21 protein-coding genes are annotated in these 20,221 nt (G+C 64.6%); 9 read left to right on the top strand and 12 right to left on the bottom strand.

Translation table 11 applies throughout. The annotated features are described in order from the left end of the window. Positions 1 to 230: 230 nt before the first annotated feature. Positions 231 to 824: a hypothetical protein gene (locus WN72_RS29190; RefSeq protein WP_027564379.1), complete on the bottom strand. Its 594-nt coding sequence runs from the start codon at positions 822 to 824 to the stop codon at positions 231 to 233. A 130-nt stretch (positions 825 to 954) separates the two neighbouring features. Beyond that, positions 955 to 1,359 carry a DUF4260 domain-containing protein gene (locus tag WN72_RS29185; RefSeq protein WP_092219102.1) on the bottom strand — a complete coding sequence of 135 codons (405 nt, stop codon included), beginning with the start codon at positions 1,357 to 1,359 and terminating at the stop codon, positions 955 to 957. Positions 1,360 to 1,508: 149 nt separating this feature from the next. Here WN72_RS29185 and WN72_RS29180 point away from each other — a divergent pair, with 149 nt between their 5' ends. Both WN72_RS29180 and WN72_RS29175 read left to right on the top strand, forming a co-directional pair. Next, a complete protein-coding gene (locus WN72_RS29180) occupies positions 1,509 to 3,041 on the top strand; it encodes an acyl-CoA carboxylase subunit beta (RefSeq protein WP_027564377.1) in 1,533 nt (510 codons plus the stop codon). A 122-nt stretch (positions 3,042 to 3,163) separates the two neighbouring features. Further along, positions 3,164 to 3,511, top strand: a complete 348-nt coding sequence (locus tag WN72_RS29175; protein ID WP_027564376.1) for a hypothetical protein — start codon at positions 3,164 to 3,166, stop codon at positions 3,509 to 3,511. A gap of 9 nt (positions 3,512 to 3,520) precedes the next feature. On the opposite strand, the gene WN72_RS29170 is transcribed toward WN72_RS29175, so the two are convergent. The 5 genes from WN72_RS29170 to WN72_RS29150 form a co-directional block, all read right to left on the bottom strand. Continuing rightward, positions 3,521 to 3,673 (bottom strand): hypothetical protein, encoded by a 153-nt coding sequence (locus tag WN72_RS29170; protein WP_167336495.1) that lies wholly within the window; start codon positions 3,671 to 3,673, stop codon positions 3,521 to 3,523. 109 nt (positions 3,674 to 3,782) lie between these two features. After that, positions 3,783 to 4,604 carry a DUF2182 domain-containing protein gene (locus tag WN72_RS29165; RefSeq protein WP_092219104.1) on the bottom strand — a complete coding sequence of 274 codons (822 nt, stop codon included), beginning with the start codon at positions 4,602 to 4,604 and terminating at the stop codon, positions 3,783 to 3,785. A gap of 51 nt (positions 4,605 to 4,655) precedes the next feature. After that, entirely contained in the window at positions 4,656 to 5,312 is a 657-nt protein-coding gene (locus WN72_RS29160) for a DUF1326 domain-containing protein (protein WP_092219106.1), read from the bottom strand. A 348-nt stretch (positions 5,313 to 5,660) separates the two neighbouring features. Then, on the bottom strand, positions 5,661 to 6,311 hold the full coding sequence (locus tag WN72_RS29155; RefSeq protein WP_027564373.1) for a glutathione S-transferase family protein: 651 nt from the start codon (positions 6,309 to 6,311) through the stop codon (positions 5,661 to 5,663). A gap of 176 nt (positions 6,312 to 6,487) precedes the next feature. Beyond that, positions 6,488 to 8,446, bottom strand: a complete 1,959-nt coding sequence (locus WN72_RS29150; RefSeq protein WP_092219108.1) for an alpha/beta hydrolase domain-containing protein — start codon at positions 8,444 to 8,446, stop codon at positions 6,488 to 6,490. 107 nt (positions 8,447 to 8,553) lie between these two features. On the opposite strand from WN72_RS29150, the gene WN72_RS29145 reads away from it, so the two are divergent. Then, positions 8,554 to 8,868: a hypothetical protein gene (locus WN72_RS29145; protein WP_027564371.1), complete on the top strand. Its 315-nt coding sequence runs from the start codon at positions 8,554 to 8,556 to the stop codon at positions 8,866 to 8,868. 115 nt (positions 8,869 to 8,983) lie between these two features. Next, complete coding sequence (locus WN72_RS29140) at positions 8,984 to 9,277, top strand: twin-arginine translocation signal domain-containing protein (protein WP_092219122.1); 294 nt, start codon at positions 8,984 to 8,986, stop codon at positions 9,275 to 9,277. Positions 9,278 to 9,431: 154 nt separating this feature from the next. On the opposite strand, the gene WN72_RS29135 is transcribed toward WN72_RS29140, so the two are convergent. From WN72_RS29135 to WN72_RS29125, 3 genes are all read right to left on the bottom strand, one after another. Further along, positions 9,432 to 9,671 (bottom strand): GCG_CRPN prefix-to-repeats domain-containing protein, encoded by a 240-nt coding sequence (locus tag WN72_RS29135; protein WP_027564369.1) that lies wholly within the window; start codon positions 9,669 to 9,671, stop codon positions 9,432 to 9,434. Between the two features lie 306 nt (positions 9,672 to 9,977). Then, complete coding sequence (locus tag WN72_RS29130; protein WP_167381091.1) at positions 9,978 to 10,988, bottom strand: alpha/beta fold hydrolase; 1,011 nt, start codon at positions 10,986 to 10,988, stop codon at positions 9,978 to 9,980. Between the two features lie 196 nt (positions 10,989 to 11,184). Then, a complete protein-coding gene (locus WN72_RS29125) occupies positions 11,185 to 11,883 on the bottom strand; it encodes an ArsR family transcriptional regulator (RefSeq protein WP_167381092.1) in 699 nt (232 codons plus the stop codon). Positions 11,884 to 12,099: 216 nt separating this feature from the next. Here WN72_RS29125 and WN72_RS29120 point away from each other — a divergent pair, with 216 nt between their 5' ends. The 3 genes from WN72_RS29120 to WN72_RS29110 are packed head-to-tail and all read left to right on the top strand — an operon-like array spanning position 12,100 to position 13,644. Next, positions 12,100 to 12,408: an NIPSNAP family protein gene (locus tag WN72_RS29120; protein ID WP_092219126.1), complete on the top strand. Its 309-nt coding sequence runs from the start codon at positions 12,100 to 12,102 to the stop codon at positions 12,406 to 12,408. Positions 12,409 to 12,432: 24 nt separating this feature from the next. Then, positions 12,433 to 12,783 (top strand): antibiotic biosynthesis monooxygenase family protein, encoded by a 351-nt coding sequence (locus WN72_RS29115; RefSeq protein WP_092219111.1) that lies wholly within the window; start codon positions 12,433 to 12,435, stop codon positions 12,781 to 12,783. A 51-nt stretch (positions 12,784 to 12,834) separates the two neighbouring features. Then, on the top strand, positions 12,835 to 13,644 hold the full coding sequence (locus WN72_RS29110; protein WP_027564364.1) for an isocitrate lyase/PEP mutase family protein: 810 nt from the start codon (positions 12,835 to 12,837) through the stop codon (positions 13,642 to 13,644). Between the two features lie 171 nt (positions 13,645 to 13,815). On the opposite strand, the gene WN72_RS29105 is transcribed toward WN72_RS29110, so the two are convergent. Continuing rightward, complete coding sequence (locus WN72_RS29105; RefSeq protein ID WP_027564363.1) at positions 13,816 to 14,241, bottom strand: hypothetical protein; 426 nt, start codon at positions 14,239 to 14,241, stop codon at positions 13,816 to 13,818. 166 nt (positions 14,242 to 14,407) lie between these two features. Here WN72_RS29105 and WN72_RS29100 point away from each other — a divergent pair, with 166 nt between their 5' ends. After that, a complete protein-coding gene (locus WN72_RS29100; RefSeq protein WP_027564362.1) occupies positions 14,408 to 15,052 on the top strand; it encodes a trimeric intracellular cation channel family protein in 645 nt (214 codons plus the stop codon). 72 nt (positions 15,053 to 15,124) lie between these two features. On the opposite strand, the gene WN72_RS29095 is transcribed toward WN72_RS29100, so the two are convergent. Next, complete coding sequence (locus WN72_RS29095) at positions 15,125 to 16,327, bottom strand: c-type cytochrome (protein ID WP_092219112.1); 1,203 nt, start codon at positions 16,325 to 16,327, stop codon at positions 15,125 to 15,127. Between the two features lie 294 nt (positions 16,328 to 16,621). On the opposite strand from WN72_RS29095, the gene WN72_RS29090 reads away from it, so the two are divergent. Then, the gene (locus WN72_RS29090) at positions 16,622 to 20,113 is read left to right on the top strand and encodes an indolepyruvate ferredoxin oxidoreductase family protein (RefSeq protein WP_092219115.1); all 3,492 of its coding nucleotides are present in this window, start codon (positions 16,622 to 16,624) and stop codon (positions 20,111 to 20,113) included. The last annotated feature ends 108 nt before the right edge of the window (positions 20,114 to 20,221 follow it).

The following is a 20,221-nucleotide window of genomic DNA, read 5'->3' as shown; positions in this document are numbered from 1 at the left end:
GGTGGGCAAAGGCGCATCGCGCCGTGCCCACCATCTCTCTATGTGCTACCGCGATTGGTGGGCACGCTTCCGCCTTCGCTCTTCGAGCTACGGCGGACAAGCCGCTTTGCCCACCTGCGGCATCGGTGCAAGCCGAGCTGCTTCCGCACCTAACCCAGCTTGAACAGCGCCTGCAAAACCGTGTTGACGCCGAGTAGGCCGCTGTCCCGGGTATGACGGCTCCAAATGTTTCAGGCCTTGTCGGTCTTCTTCGCCGTCAGCGCCTGGTCGATGGCAAAGCCGCCGATCTCGCTCATCGCCTGCGAGATCACGTCGCCGCGCCTGGCAAAGCCGCTGGAGAGATAGTCGAACTGGGTCCGCGCCAGCCGCAGCACCTCGATCGGCACCGAGACGACGGTGTCGTTGAAACTGTCGACCGAGGCGCGCAAGCTCTCCAGCTCGGCAGTGAGCTTGCGGATGTGGCTCTCCGCATCCTGCATCAGGCCGAGCAGCTTGACGCGCTCGGCATTGAAGGCGGTGCGCTCGGCGGCAGCCGCCGCGGTCACCTCGACAAGCTGCGCGCGCATCGCCTCGATCTGGCCGACCATGGAGTCGGAGGCGAGCTCGGCGGCCTCGCGCAGCTCGACATGGCGCGTGTTCTCTTCTTGCGTCTCGTGATAGAGCCGCTCGGCCGACATCGCCCGCTGCGCCAGCGACTCGATCAGCGCGGCCGCACGCAGCAGCATGGCGCCGTTCCGGCCCGACACCATGCTGGCCATGCGCCGCAGGAAATCGACGGTTTCGGACGATGAGTTCGGCGGCAGTGGGACGACCGTCGCGGACATGGGGGATGCCAGGGCGTAATGACCGCCGCCGTACCGACTGGGCTCACGCAACATTCGGCGCCTGATCGAGGACCCGAGCAAGCCTGAATCGGCCGGCCCGGTCAACCGGCGAGGCCCGCCAAATTTGGGGTCAGGCGTCCTTCTGCCGGCCGATCCGCCCTAAATGGGTGAAGCCGAACCCGGCCGAATATTTCAGGCCATAGCCGAGCGCCCGGTCGATGCCGATATGGGCGAGCCAGATCAAGGCGATGGAGAGGGTGAGGGGCGAGGCGAAGCCGAAGCCCAGCGTCATCAGCGTCACCGGCGCCATGTAGCTGTGGGCGGCGTTGTAGACCATCGCGCCGAATTTTGCGTCGGCGAGGTAGGCCAGGAAGCTCAGGTCAGGCACGAAGAACAGCACGGCAAACACGAGCCAGGAGCCGCCCCAGGCCGCGTACAGCATCACCATGCCGACGAACAGGGTCAGACCTTCTAGGCGGAGCAGGATGTTGACGCCACCTGTCGCAGCCCCGGTCTCGGCAGCTTGTTCGTCCATCGTCGCCTCCCAGGCAAAACTCTGTAATTCCTTGCGCTTTCACGCTGTGGCAGGGCAGCCCTGCGGCGCCGAAAGCCGCTTCCCGCTCCGCAAAATGCCGTGTTAGAACCCCCGGCAAGCGTGGCTTAGTTAAGAACTGGCGGGAGCAAATGAAACATATCCTGGACGCCCTTGAAGATCGTCGTGCCGGCGCAAAGCTCGGCGGCGGGGAGAAGCGCATCGAGGCGCAGCACGCCCGCGGCAAGCTGACCGCACGCGAGCGCATCGAGCTGTTGCTCGACAAGGGATCGTTCGAGGAGTTCGACATGTTCGTCGAGCACCGCTCCACAGAGTTCGGCATGGAGAAGACCAAGGTGCCGGGCGACGGCGTCGTCACCGGCTGGGGCACCGTCAACGGCCGCAAGACGTTTGTCTTCGCCAAGGACTTCACGGTGTTCGGCGGCTCGCTGTCCGAGACCCACGCACTGAAAATCACGAAGCTCCAGGACATGGCGATGAAGGCGCGTTCGCCCATCATCGGCCTCTACGACGCGGGCGGCGCCCGCATCCAGGAAGGCGTCGCCGCGCTCGCCGGCTATTCCTACGTGTTCCGCCGCAACGTGCTCGCCTCCGGCGTGATCCCGCAGATCTCCGTCATCATGGGCCCCTGCGCCGGCGGCGACGTCTATTCGCCTGCCATGACCGACTTCATCTTCATGGTGAAGAACACCAGCTACATGTTCGTCACCGGCCCCGACGTGGTGAAAACAGTGACCAACGAGGTCGTCACCGCCGAAGAGCTCGGCGGCGCCTCGGTGCACGCGACGCGCTCCTCGATCGCCGACGGTGCGTTCGAGAACGACGTCGAGACGCTCTTGCAGATGCGGCGCCTGATCGACTTCCTGCCGTCCAACAACACCGACGGCGTGCCGGAATGGCCGAGCTTCGATTCCATTGAGCGCCTCGACGATTCCCTGGACACGCTGATTCCCGACAATCCGAACAAGCCCTACGACATGAAGGAGCTGATCCTGAAGGTCGTGGACGAGGGCGACTTCTTCGAGATCGCGGATGCCTTCGCCAAGAACATCGTCACCGGCTTTGGCCGCATCGCCGGCCGTACCGTCGGCTTCGTCGCCAACCAGCCCATGGTGCTGGCCGGCGTGCTCGACAGCGATGCCTCGCGGAAAGCGGCGCGCTTCGTCCGCTTCTGCGATGCCTTCAACATCCCGATCGTCACCTTCGTCGACGTGCCGGGCTTCCTGCCGGGCACCGCGCAGGAATATGGCGGCCTGATCAAGCACGGCGCAAAGCTGCTGTTCGCCTATTCGCAGTGCACCGTGCCGCTGGTGACGATCATCACCCGCAAGGCCTATGGCGGCGCCTTCGACGTCATGGCCTCCAAGGAAATCGGCGCCGACATGAACTACGCCTGGCCGACCGCCCAGATCGCGGTGATGGGCGCCAAGGGCGCCGTCGAGATCATCTTCCGCAGCGACATCGGCGACCCCGACAAGATCGCCGCCCGCACCAAAGAATACGAAGACCGCTTCCTGTCGCCCTTCATCGCGGCCGAGCGCGGCTACATCGACGACGTCATCATGCCGCACTCGACGCGGAAACGGATCGCAAGGGCGCTGGCGATGCTGAAGGACAAGAAGGTGGAAGCGCCGGCCAAGAAGCACGACAATTTGCCATTGTGAGGTGGACGTAGCCCGGATGGAGCGTAGCGAAATCCGGGTTCTCGTTCAGCAGTTGCTGTACGCGCTTCGCTCATGCGGGCTACCAGGTTCGTTTCTGATCCGGCATCCTTGATCAAAACCCAATGACCGAAGACGATCCGACCGACGAAATCTCCGACATCGAAGACCGGATCGAGCGGCTAGCCGAGATCGCCGAGCGATGCCGGAAGTATATCCTGGCCTCCAAGATCGCCATCGGCAGCGGTGCTGCGCTGCTGCTGATCACGATCCTCGGGCTGTTCGGGACTGGCCAAACCGCCGCGCTCGGATCGATCGCGCTGGTGCTGGGCGGGATCGTGTCGCTCGGCTCGAACATCAGCACGTTGCGGCAGACGGACGAGGCGATCAGTGCTGCGGAGGCGCGGCGCGCGGCGCTGATTGGAACGATCGATCTGCGCCTGGTCGCCGATGCACCGCTGAAGCTGATGTGACGCACCGCGTCACGCTGCAGGGCGCAGCGTCAGCACCATCAATTCCGCGCGGCATTCGGCGGCGAAGGTTTGCAGCCGCTCCACGGTTTCCTGGTCGAGGATGGTCTTCGCCAGGCGTTCGGCGCGTGCAACCTGCTCTTTGAGATAGTCGATGCGGGCCATGTGTCACCTCTGGCAGGAATAATTTGAAGCAAATTGCTTCGTTCCGGCGGTGGTGGGGACATGGATAACAACGGGTTAATGGTGCGCTGAATGTCTCGCGCGCAACGCATCACCGCAGCGAGGACGTCAGCAGCCAAACGCCCGCGGCCACACATGCAATGCCAGCAGCGCGCGCGATCCATCGTCCGGCCGGCGTCAGCTTCTCCAATAGAACGAGCAGCGCCAACAGCGCGATCCAGAGCACGTTCATCACGCCGCCGATGAACAGGAGTGCCATCAAGAGCCAGCAGCAGCCGACACAATAGCTTCCGTGCCGAAGTCCCAGCAGCAGGCAGCCTCGCGGCGTGTCGCGAAAGCCGCCGTGGCGCATCAGGAACAGGAACGGCGACTGGCATTGGACGAGGCAGACGTCCTTGAATGGCGTCCATTGATAGATGCCGACCACGATCAGCACGATTGCGCCGACGAGGTTGCTGGCGAGCGTCATCCGGGAGTCGAGAAGGGCTGCGCGATCGATCACCCACTGCAGAAGGGTTGCGACAAGTGAAAAGCCGGTCCAGGCGAGGAGATAACCGGCGGCAAACCACCCGGTTGCCGCGAACGGTTTGGCCTGTGCCTTCGCCCGCCGGCCGACGCTGGCGTACATGAGGATCATGGGCGCGGCCGAGGGCGCCATCATTCCGACCATCATCACCGCCCACATCAGGAACACGTAGGCGAACTCGATCGTTCGCCACGGCTCGCTGGCGGGCAACATGATGCCGATCCCCGCCGGAATCATGCGGAAGCCGGTCATGTCCATGCCGCCCATGTCCATGTCGTTGGCGAGCCAGAGCACATAGGCCCATGCCAGCACGACGATGATCAGGATCGCGCTGCCGACGATCCAGCGGTCGTGGCGCAGCACAGTTTCGAGAGCGCTGTCGGTCATTTGTGATGCGTGTTGCCGGCCTTCCCGCAGACCGTCACATCAGGAGCGGCATCAAGCCTGGTTCGACCACTGGATCGGCGCATAGAGGCCGTTCCTGCCGGAATTGTCCCAGCGCATGCCATGATCGCTGTAGGTATTGCCGGCGGCGCCGACCGCCATCACCATCCTGTCGGGACTGACGGGGTGACCGATGTTGGCCCACATTTCGCCGCTCGGGTGCATGGTCGGCAACGGCTCGACGGACATCTGGAGAATGCCCGGGATTTCCGCGGACCGCGTCTTGCCGTCGATCCGGAATGAGATCGGGACCTTCTTCACGCCGAGGTTCTTGCTGATCAGCGGTACGAACGCGGCCATGGGACCACCGGCCGCGCCGCTGAAGATCGCAGCCAGCGCCTCGGTCTGCTGGTCGTCGGCGCTCTGATCGACATAGGTGGCCTGCGACCAGTCCCCGTCAGCCATGACTCCGGGCGCATGGAGAATGACTAGGACGTTCAGTCCGTCGAGTGCGACGTCGCCGTAACGGCCGGTCTCGATGTGGAAGATCAGCGGCACGTTGCAGAAGCCCTCGGTCGGTCGCGCGGTCAGCGGGGCAGCCGCGGACACGAGGCACGGGCACACAATGCTGCAACTGCAATTTTCGAAATAGTCACCGGAAAGCTGCCACGAGACCTGAGATGAGACCTGAGATGAGACCTGGTCCACCATCGCTTCCTCCTGCTAGGCCGAACCCGACAGATCACTTTCGAACGAGCTACCTGTGGTGGAAGGCTACGCCGCGTGCGCGGGAACCGCAAGGCGATGCGCCAATGAAGTTGGTGTGAAGCGGCGAGGCGTAGAGGTGCGCAGAGCATGATCCGGAAAAGTGCGTAGCGGTTTTCCGAAAAGATCGTGCTCAAACAATAACCTAAAGCGCGATGGTGATTCATCTTCATGCCATCGCGCTTTAGGGTGGGTTAGCGCCAGCGTAACCCACCACGTCTCCATTCGTTCGGGCAGACCCAGGTGGGTTACGGCTTCGCTTCACCCATCCTGAGAGCTACGAGCTGTTCCGTTCTATCGTCGCGCCGCATCGGCCGCGGCAAAATGCGCCAGCTGGTCGGCGTGGGCTTTGGCGAACGCCGGGCGAGCCGTGGCGCGCGCGACGTAGTCGCGGCAGGCCGGGTGCTCCGACAAGCCGCCGAACTTATCGACGACGCGCAGCACGTCCGACATCAGGATGTCGGCGACGGAAAAGGACCCCGCCAGCCATTCGCGCGTCGCAAGCACCGTCTCCATGTGCTTGAGGCGGAGTTTCAGGAAGTCGTCGACGAACTTCACGGCAGGCGAGCCATCGAAACTGCCGGTGAACTTGAACATCGTCCAGGGCAGGGCCGGCATCTCCACCGAATTAAGCGCGGCGAACACCCACTCCATCGCTTCGTTACGGCCGCGGGGATCGGTCGGCATCAGTTCGGGGTTGCGCTGACCCAGATGCAGCAGGATCGCGCCGCTCTCGAAGATCGAGAGGTCGCCGTCGGTCAGCCACGGCACCTGGCCGAACGGCTGATGCGCGAAGTGCGCGGCATCGCGCGGGTTGAACGGCACGCTCGCGACGCGGTAGGGCAGGGCTGCTTCTTCCAGCGCCCAGCGTACACGAAGGTCGCGCACGAAGCCGCGGGGCATCTCGGGAACCCAGTCGAAGGTGGTGAGGATGAGATTGGGCATGTGGGGGCTCCGTGTTGTCTGGGCATAGGACGGATGAGGAGCGGACGTTCCGACAGCGGGGACAGAAAAAAAGGCGATCTCGTAGGATGGGTAGAGCGAAGCGAAACCCATCAACGCTATTCCCGCGGGTGGAATGATGGGTTTCGCTGCGCTCTACCCATCCTACGGGCCGGTGCTCATGGCCCAAGCTTCGCCAGCTTGCCTTGCTTCGCGGCCTCCACCGCGCGTTCGGCATCCTCCGGCAGCAAAATCCGCTCCGCCACCTGCCGCGCTGCCTCGCGCTTCACCGCGGCGACATACGCGCCGTCGTCGGCATAGCGCTCCGCAATCGACAGCCTGGGATCATGCACTTCCTTCCGCGCGGCTTCCGTCGGCGCGAACGGCACCACCGCGCCTTGCAATGGATAGAGCGCTGTCGGCCCAAACCCCTGCGCGCGCGGATTCCATGCCGTGTAGGTCGCACGCGGGACGGCGAGAGCGAGCTGGCGGATGCCTGCGATGGCCATGCCGTCATCATCCGCCTTCGGCACGAACACGGGATAGCGGCTGATCTCCTTCGGCGGCAGCACGCTCTGGTCGGAGAAGGCGGCGAGCGTGTGGATGCCGGCATAGGGCAGGCCGGGGATATCGGTGGGCACGGCGCCTTGCGCCGGCACGAGCGTGCCGTGGGCGCGCATGGGGACGCGGCTTGCCGGCGGCCTGACGCCGTCGCTGATCCAGGCATTGAGGTCGGTGAGCAGCGCGCGCATCGGCATGCCCGCATGAACAGGGTTCTGCGGCAGCGACATCGCCGGCACGCCCTTCTTCATCACGTCGGCGGCTTCCGCAAAATGCGGCGTGCCCGAGATCATGTAGGCGCGGACATTGTCGGGAAGATCGAGATGGTTGCCGGCGAGATCGGTGACCAGGAGCGAAGCGTGCGAGGCCCACCATTCGTGCTCGCTGTCGGTCTGCATCACCTTCGGGCAGGTCGCCGAGAGCGAGCAGCGGCGGAGCAGGCCGTCGGTCTTGCCCGAATAGGGATCGCTGAGGCTCGCATAGGTGAACGGGAAGAGATCGGCCTGCCAGGCCGGGTCCTGGAGATGGCGCGGGTTGCGGCCGGGCTGGCCGAAGCGGACGTTGGTCGCCATCCGCCGCGTGCCCGCGACATGCGGCATCAATCCGTCGAACACGGTGCGGCCCGATAGGTCCTCGTTGAAGCCGAGATAGAGGAAGTCGCGCAGGAAGCGGCCGGATTGCGAGACGCCGAAGCCGATCGCGCGGCTCACCGATGGATGCAAACCATTGAGCAGCGGGTTGGCCTGCGTCTCGTCATGGCGGAGGAAGCTGACGACGTCGCGCACCGCGGCATAGCCCATGCCGAGCGGCACCGGATCGCGCGCGGTGTAGGTGATCTCGTAGAGCGCGCCGGCATCAAAGCCATCAGGGCGCGTGATCTCCACCGCAGTGGGATCGACGAGTTTTGCCGAAAGGCCTGATGGCGTCTGCCGCGCATCGGCCCAGGCGGCGCGCACGGTGACGTGGAGGTTGGCGGCCTCAGCCGCCGGCCAGGTCAGCGTGGCACGCGCGGGATTGGTCGTGTTGTCGAAGACGAATTCTTCGCGCGCGGGACCACTGATGTTCTTGATCACCGGTGCGGCCAGCGCCATCTGGCCGGGCTTGGAGGGAATGTCGCCCTGCCAGCCGACCCAGACCATCGTAAAACCTTGGCGATGCAGGAAGCCGATGCCGGCATCCTCGGCCTTGTCGGCATTGTTGGCGCCGGGCTGGGCGGAATCGTCGAACAGTTGGGGCGCCAGCTTGCGGCCGCGATTGGGCACCTCCAGCAGCAGCGTGCCGTTGCCATGCGTGGGATCGCTGGGCCTGAGGATCACGACGTCGGCGGTGGCCTCGACCTTGCCGTCGGCATTGCGCGGCGCGAGCGCAAGGTCGGTGATGACGGCATTGCGATCGTCGGCCGGGTTGAGCGCGAAGGTCGCGCGCGCGGTGATGCGTTCATAGGTGCCGACATTGCCAAAGCTGCGCCCGTCAAAGGCGGGCACGCGTTCCAGAACATCGAAGCGTACGATTTCGGCGACTGATACCGCCGGCCACAGGCAGGTGATCGCAACGAGACCCGAGATGATCCTGCGCATGGCCGTTCCTTCCCTTAGGTAGGCGCAGCGTAAAATCCGCCGCGCGGGCTTTTTGTTGCCGCCACTATAACCGTCTATGCTGAGGCCAAACAACAGGAGGAAACCCGATGCCCGCTGCCTACTTCGTCGTCCGCGCCATCGTCGCCGATGCCGACAAGCGCGCCGCCTTCGACCGGTGGTACGAGACCGAGCATGTGCCCGACGCGGTGAAGGCGTTCGGCGTGAGCAAAGCCTGGCGGTTCTGGAGCCTGGACGATCCCTCGCTGCACCAGGCCATGTATCAGTTCGACGACGAAGCAGCGCTCGCGGCGATGCTGAAGGGCGATGCTCTGAAGCAGCTCGTCGCCGATTTCAAGCGGGACTGGCCCGATGTGAAGCGCTCGCGCGAGACGCTGGTGCTGGCGCAGGAGTTTGTGAAGTAGGTCTGCAAATCCTGTCACGTTCGCAACGAACCTGAATGCGCGATTCAGCTCTGGTTCATGTCGTGACCGCGACACTTCCTCTGCATCACTTGCGCGAAAGACCAGAGGATATGTCATGGAGCGTCGGAACTTTTTGAAACTTGCATTGGGTGTGACGGCGGGCGCCGCTGCCTTCGCAGCGACCGCGCATGCCGCGCCATTGTCGCCGCAGCCGGTTGGCCCGGCGCGCATGCCGGAAGGCAATCCCGACGCCCATCCCGCCGTCACCACCAGCGATGAAGCCGCGCAGCTCAAGCCCGAGCAGGTTCGCTGGGGCCATGGTCACGGCCATTGGCATCACCGCCATTGGGGCTGGCGTCACCGTCACTGGGGCTGGCGTCGCCGACACTGGCGTCGTCATCATTGGTAAGCTTCGCGCAAGCCAGGCCTTGAACGGGGATCGCGGTTCGCGGTCCCCGTTTTGATTCGACGCCGTGGTGAGATGATGGGTCGAAGGGCCTTCAAAAACAAAGTGGCCGCGCAGGCTGTCCTGCGCGGCCACTTCGCAGTGCGAAAAGACGAGATCAGATCGGACGGCAGCGGCCACCCCACCAGCGGAAGCCATAGGGGCAAACGCGCGGGCGCACCACGACGACGGGTGCGGGCGCCGGCACGACGACGACCGGCCCACGTGCGGCCATCGGACGGCAGCCGCCATAGGGGCCGCGATACCAGCCGGGGCCGCAGCCGCCAGCAGCGCTGGCCGCCTCGCTGAAACCAACGACCGCGCTGGCGAGCATGACGGCGGCGAAGAGATATTTCATTTGGTCTTCCTTCTCGTCCTTGGGGCAGGGCTTTGGGGGGGCGAATCTTCAGGGCTTGGCGCTTGCGGCGCACAATGAATCAAAAGACACGATTCGACACGTTAAATCGGGGAAGCAACGTGCATCGCGATGCAAACCTGCCAATCATGACCTGAATGCGGCATGAACGTTCCCTGCATGCTGCTTGAGGCGACACTCATCTGTCGCTAAGCGCGATGAGATCTGGATGAATCGTCATCGCGCTTTAGGTTGTTGTTTACGCATGATCTTTCCGGAAAACCGCTTCGCACTTTTCCGGATCATGCTTTAGCGGCCGAGAAAGCCCAACACCAGCTCCCTGTACTTCTCGGGCGCCTCCAGGAAGACGAGGTGGCCGGTGTCCGGGATCACCTCGGCCCGCGCATTCGGCATCTTCGTGGCGAGCTGCTTGGCGAGCTCGGCGTTCTGCCCCATCTTGGCGCGCAACGCCTCGGGCGCGAGTGGCCGGCCCGGCGCGTTGTGGTCGTCGGCGCCCATGATGAACAGCGTCGGCGCGGTGATGAGCGGGATCTCGTGCGCCACCGGCTCGCGATAGATCATCTGGCCGGACGAGACGAAGGCGCGCAGCCAGCGCGGATAATCCGGGCTGCCCTTGATGTTGAAGCGGGCGTCGATGAACGGCGTGATCGCGTCCGGCGGCAGCTTGATCGCGTAGTTGGTCTGGAGCTGCTTGCGGTAGCCGTCGGCGGTGAGCTTGTCCTCGGTCTCGATGATCTTCTCGGTCGGCGTCGGCGGCACGTAGAGGCGGTAGTCCTCGAGCCCGATCGGCGCGGTCAGCACCAGATGGGCGACGCGGTCCGGATAGGCGCGGGCGATGCGCACGCCGAGCATGCCGCCGAGCGAATGGGCGACGACATCTGCCTTGTCGATCTTGAGATGATCGAGCAGCGCGATCGTGTTGCGCGCCAGATTGTCGAAATGCAGCTCGCCCGTCGGCTTGGAGGACTTGCCGAAGCCGATCTGGTCCGGCACCACGACACGATAGCCGGCCTCGCTCAACATCTTGACGACAGGCGCCCAGTAGCTCGACGGGAAATTGCGCCCGTGTAGCAGCACGACGGTGCGGCCATTTGCTTGCGCGGGTGCGACGTCCATATAGGCCATGCTGAGCTGCTCGCCGTCGTTGACGACGGGGAGCAGGTGCACGGGGTAGGGATAGGCAAAGCCTTCGAGCGCGACGCCGTAGGGTTCGCGTTGGGGCGTGTCGGCGGCTGAGGCAAAGGAGAGTGGGACGAGGAGGGCAGCGGCGAGCGCGGCCGGGAAGAGGAGGCGGGTCATTGGGGTCTCGTGTTTGACAATGTCGTTCCGGGGCGATGCGAAGCGTCGAACCCGGAACCTCGAGATTCCGGGTTCGGCTCTGATGAGCCGCCCCGGAATGACCGTGCCCATAAACGCGTGGATGGCCGGGTCAAGCCCGGCCATGATGGAAGTGAGAGTTCACACGCGAACGTGTGATTTCACGACGGTTGCGTGACTAGTCCTTCCCATTCCCGAACAGCGCCGCGAACTGCTTCTCGCCGGTGCGAGTGAAATTCACGACGCGGCTGCCGGGCGTGGGATCGCGCGCGGCCCATTTCAATTCCGCGAACCGCTGCATCATTGCCGCGCCCAGCGTGCCAGCGAGATGGTGGCGCCGCTCGCTCCAGTCGAGGCAGGCCTTGCAGACCGGACGGCGCGGATGGCTGAGCATGTCGGGCGAGATCTGCAAATTCTTGGCGAGGAAGCGCTCGCCGTCGGCCGTCAGCTCGATCTCCTGCTTCTTCTGCCTGACCAGATTTCGCTCGCGCATGGTGTCGAGCATCTGCACGCCGAGATCGCCGGCAAGGTGATCGTAGCAGATCCGCGCACGCCGCAGCGCCGGATCCTTCGGACCGGTGCGCACGCGCATATGGCCGGTGCGCGCGGCAAGGCCCGCAAGGCCCTCGAGCACGCCGGCGACGTCGTCGTCGGTGAGACGGTAGTAGCGGTGCCGGCCCTGCTTCTCCGGCTCGACGAGGCCGCCGGCCTCGAGCTTTGCCAGATGCGAGCTCGCAGTCTGCGGCGTGATGCCGGCCTCCTGCGCGAGCTCGCTTGCGGTGAGCGCGCGGCCGTTCATCAGCGCCGTGAGCATGTTGGCGCGGGCGGGATCGCCGACCAGCGAGGCGACCATGGCGATGTCGGGACCTGATTTCATGCTTCGATGGTAGCCGAAGCATTGTGGTCGGGCAAGGGCGTAGCTTCTCACTACGTCGTCATTGCGAGCGAAGCAATCCAGCGCCGTAGGGTGGGCAAAGGAGCGTAGCGACGTGCCCACCAATCGTCGTTGCGGACAAAGGACGTGGGCACGCTTCGCTTTGCCCACCCTACGAGACCAGCGCTCGCAATGACGAAGACAAATCAGGAGACCACCATGTCCGTCACCGTCTTCATCCGTTACCAGCTCGATCCGTTCAAGCGCGCGCAGTTCGAGGAATATTCAAAGCGCTGGCTCACCATCATCCCGAAATGCGGCGGCGACCTCATTGGCTATTTCATGCCGCATGAGGGCACCAACAACACCGCGTTCGCGCTGATCACCTTCGAGAGCCTTGCCGCCTACGAGGCCTATCGCGCGCGGCTGCGGCAGGATGCGGAGGGAATGGCGAACTTCCATTTCGCCGAGGAGAACAAATTCATCCTCGCGGAGGAGCGCACGTTCCTGCGCAAGGTGGTAGTGTAGGCCACCAACGCTAAGGAGACGCCCATGATCGCCGTGATTTTCGAGGTCTGGCCCAAGCCGGAACATCGCCAGGACTATTTCGATCTCGCCGCCGATCTGAAGCCGCTCCTGCAAACCATCGACGGCTTCATCTCGGTCGAGCGCTTCGAGAGCCTGACCGAGAAGGGCAAGATCCTGTCGGTCTCGTTCTGGCGGGACGAGGCCGCCGTCCAGGCCTGGCGCAACACGATGGAGCATCGCCGCACCCAGGCCAAGGGCAGGGCGCAGATCTTCGCCGACTATCACCTGCGCATCGCCAGCGTCATCCGCGACTACGGCATGAATGATCGCGAGCAGGCGCCGAAGGACAGCCGCGCGGTGCACGACGCGCACTAGCGCCGGCCGCGACGCATCCCCATGTCTGCGCGGCCAACAAGGGAGAGAAACATGCATGTGACGACCGCTGACAAGCGCGCGACGTTCAGGAAGCTGCACGAGAGCGGCTGCTTCATCCTGCCCAATCCGGTCGATGTCGGCAGCGCGAAAGCCTTGCAGCATCTCGGTTTCAAGGCGATCGCGTCATCGAGCGCGGGCTTTGCCTGGACCATCGGCAAGGCCGACAATCACGTCACCGTCGAGGACGTCTGTCAACATCTGGCAGCATTGAGCTCGGCGGTCGACATTCCCGTCAATGCGGATTTCGAGGGCGGCTTCGCCGTCGAGCCGGACAAGGTCGCCGACAACGTCGAGCGCGGTGTGCGCACCGGCGTCGCGGGCCTGTCGATCGAGGATTCCACCGGCGACAAGGACAAGCCGATCTACGAGCGCGCGCTCGCGGTCGAGCGCATCAAGGCCTCGCGCAAGGCGATCGGCGACAGCGGCACGCTGCTGGTCGGCCGCTGCGAGGCCTATTTGTGGGGCGTGACCGACCTCAAGCTCGTCATCGACCGGCTGACCGCCTATGCGGACGCCGGCGCGGATTGCCTCTACGCGCCGGGCCTGAAGACACGCGAGGACATCGCCGCGGTGGTGAAGGCTGTCGCACCGAAGCCGTTCAACCTCCTGATCGGCGGTCCCGGCCTGTCGCTCAAGGAAGCCGAAGATCTCGGCGTGCGCCGCATCAGCGTCGGCGGCTCGCTCGCCCGCGCCGCCTGGGGCGGCTTCATGCGCGCCGCAAAGGAGATGGCGGAAAAGGGGACTTTTGCAGAGCTCGGCAGCGGCTATTCCGGCGGCGAGCTCAACAAGATGTTCAGCTGAAGGCAAACGAAAGCGGCGGGATGTTGAGTCCCGCCGCTCTCTCATCCTCTCGTGTCATGCTCCGCGAAGGCGGGGCATCCAGTACGCCGAGGCTTCTCGGCTCTATCACAACCGTCTCGTAGTACTGGGTCGCCCGGTCGAGCCGGGCGACGACAGCTATCGTGTTACGTCTTACTTCGCGCCGTCAGACGGAGTCTGCGTATCCGGCGCTGGCTTTGCCGCAGGCGTATCTGCCGGCGCGGCCGGCTTGCTCGGCGCGGCGCCCGTGGTCACGCCCGGCGCGGCGTTGTTGCGCGGCGTCACGTCGCGCATGCCGGGAGGTGCAGCCGGATTGGCGGGCTGCGACTGCTGCGCAGTCTGTGTCGCCGGCGTGTTGCTCGCCTGGTTGCCCGTGGTCGTGTTGTTCAAGCCATAGAACACGGCGCCCAGCACCAGGGCGATCGCCACCGCGAACAGCGCGACCTTGCCGCTGGAGGCGGGGCCTTCGCCAAGCTCGGGATCCGCCTGAAGGTCGGCATCCCGGCGCGCCGCGCGAAGATACTCATCGTCGGCGAGGTTCGGGCGGTACGGATCGTTGGGAAAACGGTCGTCAGCCATCGATTGGTCTCCTCGGTTATGACGCCGGGACAACCCTCAGCTGCGAGATTCCGTTCCGCCTCCTTTATGCTTTCGTCGCATGTTGCCCCGGCTGCGGGAATCGGGAACCTGTTCGCCTGGGGAACCGAAAGCGTGAGTTCCACCAGTGGAGGAAGGGAACAAGATCATGTGGAGCCTGCCGCCGAGCGATAGCGTGCTGCATTTCCTGTCGCTGGTCGCGGTCGCAGCGCAAGGCATGACGGCCGCGCTCGCTGCCGGCCGCCGCAGCATGGACTGGCTGGGGGTCTGCTTCCTTGGCTGCATCACCGCGCTCGGTGGCGGCACGCTGCGCGATCTCTTCCTCGGGCATTATCCGCTGGTCTGGGTGCAGCACCCGATCTATCTCGCGCTCGCCGGCGGCGCTGCCTTCCTCACCATCCTGACCGCCCGCCTCGTGCACCGGCTCAAGGTCGCCTTCATCGTGCTCGATGCCATCGGCCTTGTCGTCTTCACCATGGCCGGTTGCGACGTCGCCTGGCAGATGGATGCCTCGCTGCCGATCGTCATTGTCTCCGGCATGGTAACGGGCTGTGCCGGCGGCATCTTGCGCGACGTGCTGTGCAACGATGTGCCGCTGCTGTTCCGCTCCGAGCTCTATGCCAGCGTCTCGGTGGTGACCGGTCTGTTCTATGCCACCGCCTTCGGCCTCAAGCTCAACGCCGAGCTCTGGACCATCCTGACCTTCGTCCTCGGCATCAGCTTCCGCCTGCTGGCGGTGCGCTACAAATGGGAGATGCCGAAATTCGTCTTCACGGAGGACGAGGGGAGGTAAGCGCTGTCGCGCGCGAATGGCGAATGGCGAATAGATCTGGCCATTCGCCACTCACTACTCCCCATTCGCCCCTCACTTCCTTGCCTTCGCGACCTGCGCCGGCGTCACCAGCGGTGCCGCGTTGCCCCAGGAATTGCGGATATGGTTGGTCACCGCCGCGATCTCTTCGTCCGACAGCTGCTTGGCATAGGCCGGCATCTCGCCGGTATTGGGCGCGCGCGGTGTCGTCACGGTATGGGCGCCGTCGAGGATGAGGCGCAAGGTCGAGGACGGGTTGACCGATTGCAGCAGCGCATTGCCCGGCAGCGGCGGATAGATCCGCGGCGCGCCGGAGCCGTCGGCTTCGTGACAGGCGATGCAGAGCTTTGCGTAGACGGCCTGGCCGGCCTTCATCTCGGCATCCTCAGGCGGCGTCACGATGGTCTCGCGCCGCGACGGCGGCAGGCTCTTCAAATAGACCGCGATCGCCGTCACGTCGGCATCGCTCATCTTCGAGGTCGAGTTGACGACCACCTCGGCCATCAGCCCATCGGCATGACTCCTGGCGTTACGTCCGCTCTGGAGATACTCGGTGATGTCCTCGACGCTCCACGATTTCAGCCCGGTGCGCGCGGCGCCGTCGAGCCGTGGCGCGTACCAGCCGCCGACCTCGTTGCCGGAGAGGACCTGAGCCTGCTTGTCCGCGCCGAAGTAATTCTTCGGCGTATGGCAGGCGCCGCAATGAGCGATCCCGGTGACGAGATAGCCGCCTCTGTTCCACGCCGCGCTTTGGCTCTGGTCCGGCTCGAACAGGCCGGGCTTGAAATAGAAGGCGTTCCAGACCCGCATCAGGCGGCGATAGCCGAACGGCCAGCGCAGCTCCGGCGGCTTGTTGCGGTTCACCACCGGTGCCAGCGTTCCGAGATAGGCACGGATCGCCAGCGTGTCGTCCTTCGTCATCTTCGTGAAGTAGGGATAGGGGAACGCCGGATAATAGTTCGAGCCGTCAGGCGCGATGCCGGTGCGGAGCGCGCGGGTGAAATCGGCATCCGCCCAGGCGCCGATCCCGGTGTCGCGGTCGGGCGTCAGGTTCGGCGCATAGACCGCGCCGAAGGGCGTGTCGATGCGCTTGCCGCCCGCAAACGGCTTCGCCGGATCGGCGGTGTGGCAGCCCCCGCAGCCGCCGGCCTCGACCAGCGCCTTGCCATAGGCGATCAGCTCCGGCGATGGATCGGCGGCGAAAGCCGCGCTCGCAACTGCACTGCACAACGCGATCACAGCCAGAATCGTCCGCATGCCCGGTCTCTCCTGCGACCAATGGCCCGCATCCCGTAGGATCGGGCATCGATTCATTTCGCGACGACGGGGGTATGGTGACACAAATTGAAAATCCCCGGTGTGCTTCCGGCCACGAAATTGCGATTTTTACCCGGCGCTCCCTTTGGTCCAGATTTGTGATGCGGAGCGTGAAATATCCGACATAGAGTGGCGAAGGTGGTCGGCGCGCCCTAGCTAAAAACAACGGGCAAGCAACGGCTTAAGCGACCTAAAGCAACAAGGGCCTGAACAGGGCGGCAAAACGAGGACAGCATGGGAATCAACCAGGGTCCGATCAGTCTTGACCAAAAATACACCCAGCAAACCGGACATGTCTTCACCACGGGCATCCAGGCCCTGGTCCGCCTTCCCATGGCCCAGATCCGGCGCGACCGCGCTAACGGCCTCAACACAGCGGGCTTCATCTCCGGCTATCGCGGCTCGCCGCTCGGCGGCTACGACCAGCAGCTCTTCGCCGCCCGCAAGCATCTCGAAGAGTACAACATCAAGTTCCAGCCTGGCGTGAACGAGGACCTGGCGGCGACTGCCGTCTGGGGCTCGCAGCAACTCAACCTCTCGCCAGGCGCCAAGTACGACGGTGTGGTCGGCATCTGGTACGGCAAGGGCCCCGGCGTGGATCGCTGCGGTGACGTGTTCCGCCACGGCAATGCCGCCGGCTCCGCCAAGAACGGCGGCGTGCTGTGCCTGGCCGGCGACGACCACGGCGCAAAGTCTTCTACCGTCCCGCATCAGTCCGACCATGCCTTCATTTCGGCGCTGATGCCGTATCTCTATCCCTCGAGCATCCACGAGATGATCGAGATGGGCCTGCTCGGCATCGCGATGTCGCGCTACTCCGGCTGCTGGGTCGGCATGAAGGTGATCACCGAGACGGTGGAGACCACCGCCGAGATCGATCTCACCGACGAGATGAAGCCCTTCATCATTCCGACCGATTTCGAGCTGCCGCCCGGCGGGCTCAATCTGCGCTGGCCCGACGACCGCTTCGAGCAGGACCGCCGCCTGCAGGACTACAAGGGCTTTGCCGCGATCGCCTTTGCGCGCGCCAACAAGGTCAACCGCATCACCATGGACTCGCCGAACGCCCGCTTCGGCATCATGGCCTCGGGCAAGAGCTACGAGGACGTCCGACAGGCACTGCGCGAGCTGGGGATCACCGAGGAGGTTGCCGCAAAAATCGGCCTTCGCCTCTACAAGATCGGCATGCCCTGGCCGCTGGAGCCGGAGGGCGTGCGCAACTTCGCCGTCGGCCTCGAAGAGATCTTCATCGTCGAGGAGCGCCGCGAGATCGTCGAGAACCAGGTCAAGCAGGAGCTGTTCAACTGGCGCGACGACGTGCGCCCGCGCATCGTCGGCAAGATGGACGAGCACGACAAGCGCTTCCTCACTTTCGCCGCCGAGCTCAGCGTCGCCTCGCTTGCGACCTCACTGACCGAACGCCTGCTTCGACTTAATCTCAACCCCGAGATCGCGGAGATGCTCCGCGCCAAGGCCGATTGGTTCAACGGCCGCCAGGCCACCCAGATGCAGGCGGTCGCGCCGGTCTCCCGCACCCCGTATTTCTGCTCCGGCTGCCCCCACAACACATCGACAAAGGTCCCCGAAGGCAGCCGCGCGCTCGCCGGTATCGGCTGCCACTTCATGGCGCTGTGGATGGACCGCTCGACCGAGACCTTCACGCATATGGGCGGCGAGGGCGTGCCGTGGGTCGGCATCGCGCCCTTCACCAACGAGAACCACATCTTCGCCAACCTCGGCGACGGCACCTATTTCCACTCCGGCATTCTCGCCATCCGCCAGGCGGTCGCCTCCAAGGCCAACATCACCTACAAGATCCTCTACAACGACGCCGTCGCCATGACCGGCGGCCAGCGTCACGACGGTGATCTATCGCCCGAGAAGATCATGGCCCAGCTCCACGCCGAGGGCATCCGCGAGATCTATCTCGTCTCGGAAAACCCCGACGCCTATCCCGCCGACACCATCGCGCCCGGCGTGAAGAAATATCACCGCGACGAGCTCCAGAACGTCATGAAGATGTGCCGCGAGTTCAAGGGCACGTCCGCGATCGTCTTCGTGCAAACCTGCGCCGCCGAGAAGCGCCGCCGCCGCAAGCGCGGCCTGATGGAGGATCCGGCGCGCCGCGTCATGATCAATCCGGCGGTCTGCGAGGGCTGCGGCGACTGCTCGGTGCAGTCGAACTGCATTTCGGTCGAGCCGCTGGAGACCGAGTTCGGCCGCAAGCGCGCCATCAACCAGTCCTCCTGCAACAAGGACTATTCCTGCCTCAAGGGTTTCTGCCCGTCCTTCGTGACCATCGATGGCGGGGCGCCGCGCCATCGCGCGCCGGCCGAGCTCGCCGATATCGGTGCGCTGCCCGAGCCGGCTTCGCGCCCGACGCTTGAAAAACCCTACAACATCGCGGTCGGCGGTGTCGGCGGCACCGGCGTGCTGACGATCGGCGCGCTGCTTGGCATGGCCGCTCATATCGAGGGCAAGGCCTCGATGATCCTCGACATGTCGGGCCTCGCGCAAAAGGGCGGGGCGGTGCTCAGCCACGTGCGTCTGTCGGACCATCCGGCCGAGGTGACCTGCTCGCGCATCGTCACCGGCACTGCCGATCTCGTGCTCGCCGCCGACGAGGTGGTCGCGGTCGCCAAGGACACGATCTCGCTGTGTGATACCAGCCGCACCCGCGGCATCATCAACAGCCACGTCATTCCCACCGCTGACTTCATCCTCAACCGCGACTTCAATTTCCAAACCCGCAAGCTGACCGGCTTGCTCGAGACGGCGCTGCATAAGGACTCGGCGTTCTTCGACTTCACCAAGCCCGCCGAGCAGCTGCTCGGCGACAGCATCGCCACCAACATGATGATGATGGGCTACGCCTATCAGAAGGGCTTGCTGCCGCTGTCGGCTGAAGCGATCGAGCAGGCGATCGAGGTCAACGGCGTCTCGATCAAGATGAACAAGGAGGCCTTCCGCCTCGGCCGCCTCGCAGTCGCCGATCCCGCGCGCCTTGCCGAGATGCTGAAGGGCACGGACGAGGTGGTCGCGCCGAAGACGCTCGATGCCATGACACTCGACGAAGTCATCGAGCATCGCGCCAAGCACCTGACCGCCTACCAGAACGGCCGCCTTGCCAAACGCTATCGCAAGCTGATCGACCAGGTTCGCGATGCCGCCAAGCAGGGCGGCTATGACGAAGCGCTGCCGCGCGCGGTTGCGGTGAACTACGCCAAGCTGCTGGCCTACAAGGACGAGTACGAAGTCGCGCGCCTGTTCACCGACGGTGCTTTCGAGCAGCAGCTGCGCGACCAGTTCGAGGGCGACTTCAAGTTCAGCTTCAACCTGGCCCCGCCGATCCTGGCATCCGGGGTCGATGCGCTCGGCCGCCCGAAAAAGCGCGCCTTCGGCCCGTGGATGCTGAAGGCCTTCCGCGTGCTGGCAAAGTTCAAATTCCTGCGCGGCACCCCGCTCGACATCTTCGGCCGCAGCGCCGACCGCAAGCTCGAGCGCGACCTGATCGCCGGCTACGAGAAGGACGTCGCCACCGTGCTCGGCCTGCTGTCGCCGGTCACGATCGATACAGCGGTTGAACTCTTGTCACTGCCCGACCGCATCCGCGGCTACGGTCCGGTGAAGGAGAAGGCGGTGGCAGACGCCAAGGCCCGCTATGCCCAGCTCGCAGCGGATCTGGCGAGCCCGCCGCCGGCACCAAGGCAGATTGCAGCCGAGTAGGGCAGTCCCGTAGGGTGGGTTAGCGTGAGCGTAACCCACCCTTCTGCATGCCTAGCGACTGAGGAGGTGGGTTACGCCTTCGGCTAGCCCACCCTACAATTTCCTCTT

The sequence above is a fragment of the Bradyrhizobium arachidis genome, from assembly GCF_015291705.1.
In the GTDB taxonomy this organism is placed as follows: Bacteria; Pseudomonadota; Alphaproteobacteria; order Rhizobiales; family Xanthobacteraceae; genus Bradyrhizobium; species Bradyrhizobium arachidis.
This window is presented reverse-complemented; position numbering and strand designations above follow the sequence as displayed.

What these genes read in the sequence shown, in the direction of transcription:
- WN72_RS29190 (WP_027564379.1), bottom strand. Translation starts at nt 824, where the DNA reads ATGTCCGCGACGGTCGTCCCACTGCCGCCGAACTCATCGTCCGAAACC.
- WN72_RS29185 (WP_092219102.1), bottom strand. Translation starts at nt 1,359, where the DNA reads ATGGACGAACAAGCTGCCGAGACCGGGGCTGCGACAGGTGGCGTCAAC.
- WN72_RS29180 (WP_027564377.1), top strand. Translation starts at nt 1,509, where the DNA reads ATGAAACATATCCTGGACGCCCTTGAAGATCGTCGTGCCGGCGCAAAG.
- WN72_RS29175 (WP_027564376.1), top strand. Translation starts at nt 3,164, where the DNA reads ATGACCGAAGACGATCCGACCGACGAAATCTCCGACATCGAAGACCGG.
- WN72_RS29170 (WP_167336495.1), bottom strand. Translation starts at nt 3,673, where the DNA reads ATGGCCCGCATCGACTATCTCAAAGAGCAGGTTGCACGCGCCGAACGC.
- WN72_RS29165 (WP_092219104.1), bottom strand. Translation starts at nt 4,604, where the DNA reads ATGACCGACAGCGCTCTCGAAACTGTGCTGCGCCACGACCGCTGGATC.
- WN72_RS29160 (WP_092219106.1), bottom strand. Translation starts at nt 5,312, where the DNA reads ATGGTGGACCAGGTCTCATCTCAGGTCTCATCTCAGGTCTCGTGGCAG.
- WN72_RS29155 (WP_027564373.1), bottom strand. Translation starts at nt 6,311, where the DNA reads ATGCCCAATCTCATCCTCACCACCTTCGACTGGGTTCCCGAGATGCCC.
- WN72_RS29150 (WP_092219108.1), bottom strand. Translation starts at nt 8,446, where the DNA reads ATGCGCAGGATCATCTCGGGTCTCGTTGCGATCACCTGCCTGTGGCCG.
- WN72_RS29145 (WP_027564371.1), top strand. Translation starts at nt 8,554, where the DNA reads ATGCCCGCTGCCTACTTCGTCGTCCGCGCCATCGTCGCCGATGCCGAC.
- WN72_RS29140 (WP_092219122.1), top strand. Translation starts at nt 8,984, where the DNA reads ATGGAGCGTCGGAACTTTTTGAAACTTGCATTGGGTGTGACGGCGGGC.
- WN72_RS29135 (WP_027564369.1), bottom strand. Translation starts at nt 9,671, where the DNA reads ATGAAATATCTCTTCGCCGCCGTCATGCTCGCCAGCGCGGTCGTTGGT.
- WN72_RS29130 (WP_167381091.1), bottom strand. Translation starts at nt 10,988, where the DNA reads ATGACCCGCCTCCTCTTCCCGGCCGCGCTCGCCGCTGCCCTCCTCGTC.
- WN72_RS29125 (WP_167381092.1), bottom strand. Translation starts at nt 11,883, where the DNA reads ATGAAATCAGGTCCCGACATCGCCATGGTCGCCTCGCTGGTCGGCGAT.
- WN72_RS29120 (WP_092219126.1), top strand. Translation starts at nt 12,100, where the DNA reads ATGTCCGTCACCGTCTTCATCCGTTACCAGCTCGATCCGTTCAAGCGC.
- WN72_RS29115 (WP_092219111.1), top strand. Translation starts at nt 12,433, where the DNA reads ATGATCGCCGTGATTTTCGAGGTCTGGCCCAAGCCGGAACATCGCCAG.
- WN72_RS29110 (WP_027564364.1), top strand. Translation starts at nt 12,835, where the DNA reads ATGCATGTGACGACCGCTGACAAGCGCGCGACGTTCAGGAAGCTGCAC.
- WN72_RS29105 (WP_027564363.1), bottom strand. Translation starts at nt 14,241, where the DNA reads ATGGCTGACGACCGTTTTCCCAACGATCCGTACCGCCCGAACCTCGCC.
- WN72_RS29100 (WP_027564362.1), top strand. Translation starts at nt 14,408, where the DNA reads ATGTGGAGCCTGCCGCCGAGCGATAGCGTGCTGCATTTCCTGTCGCTG.
- WN72_RS29095 (WP_092219112.1), bottom strand. Translation starts at nt 16,327, where the DNA reads ATGCGGACGATTCTGGCTGTGATCGCGTTGTGCAGTGCAGTTGCGAGC.
- WN72_RS29090 (WP_092219115.1), top strand. Translation starts at nt 16,622, where the DNA reads ATGGGAATCAACCAGGGTCCGATCAGTCTTGACCAAAAATACACCCAG.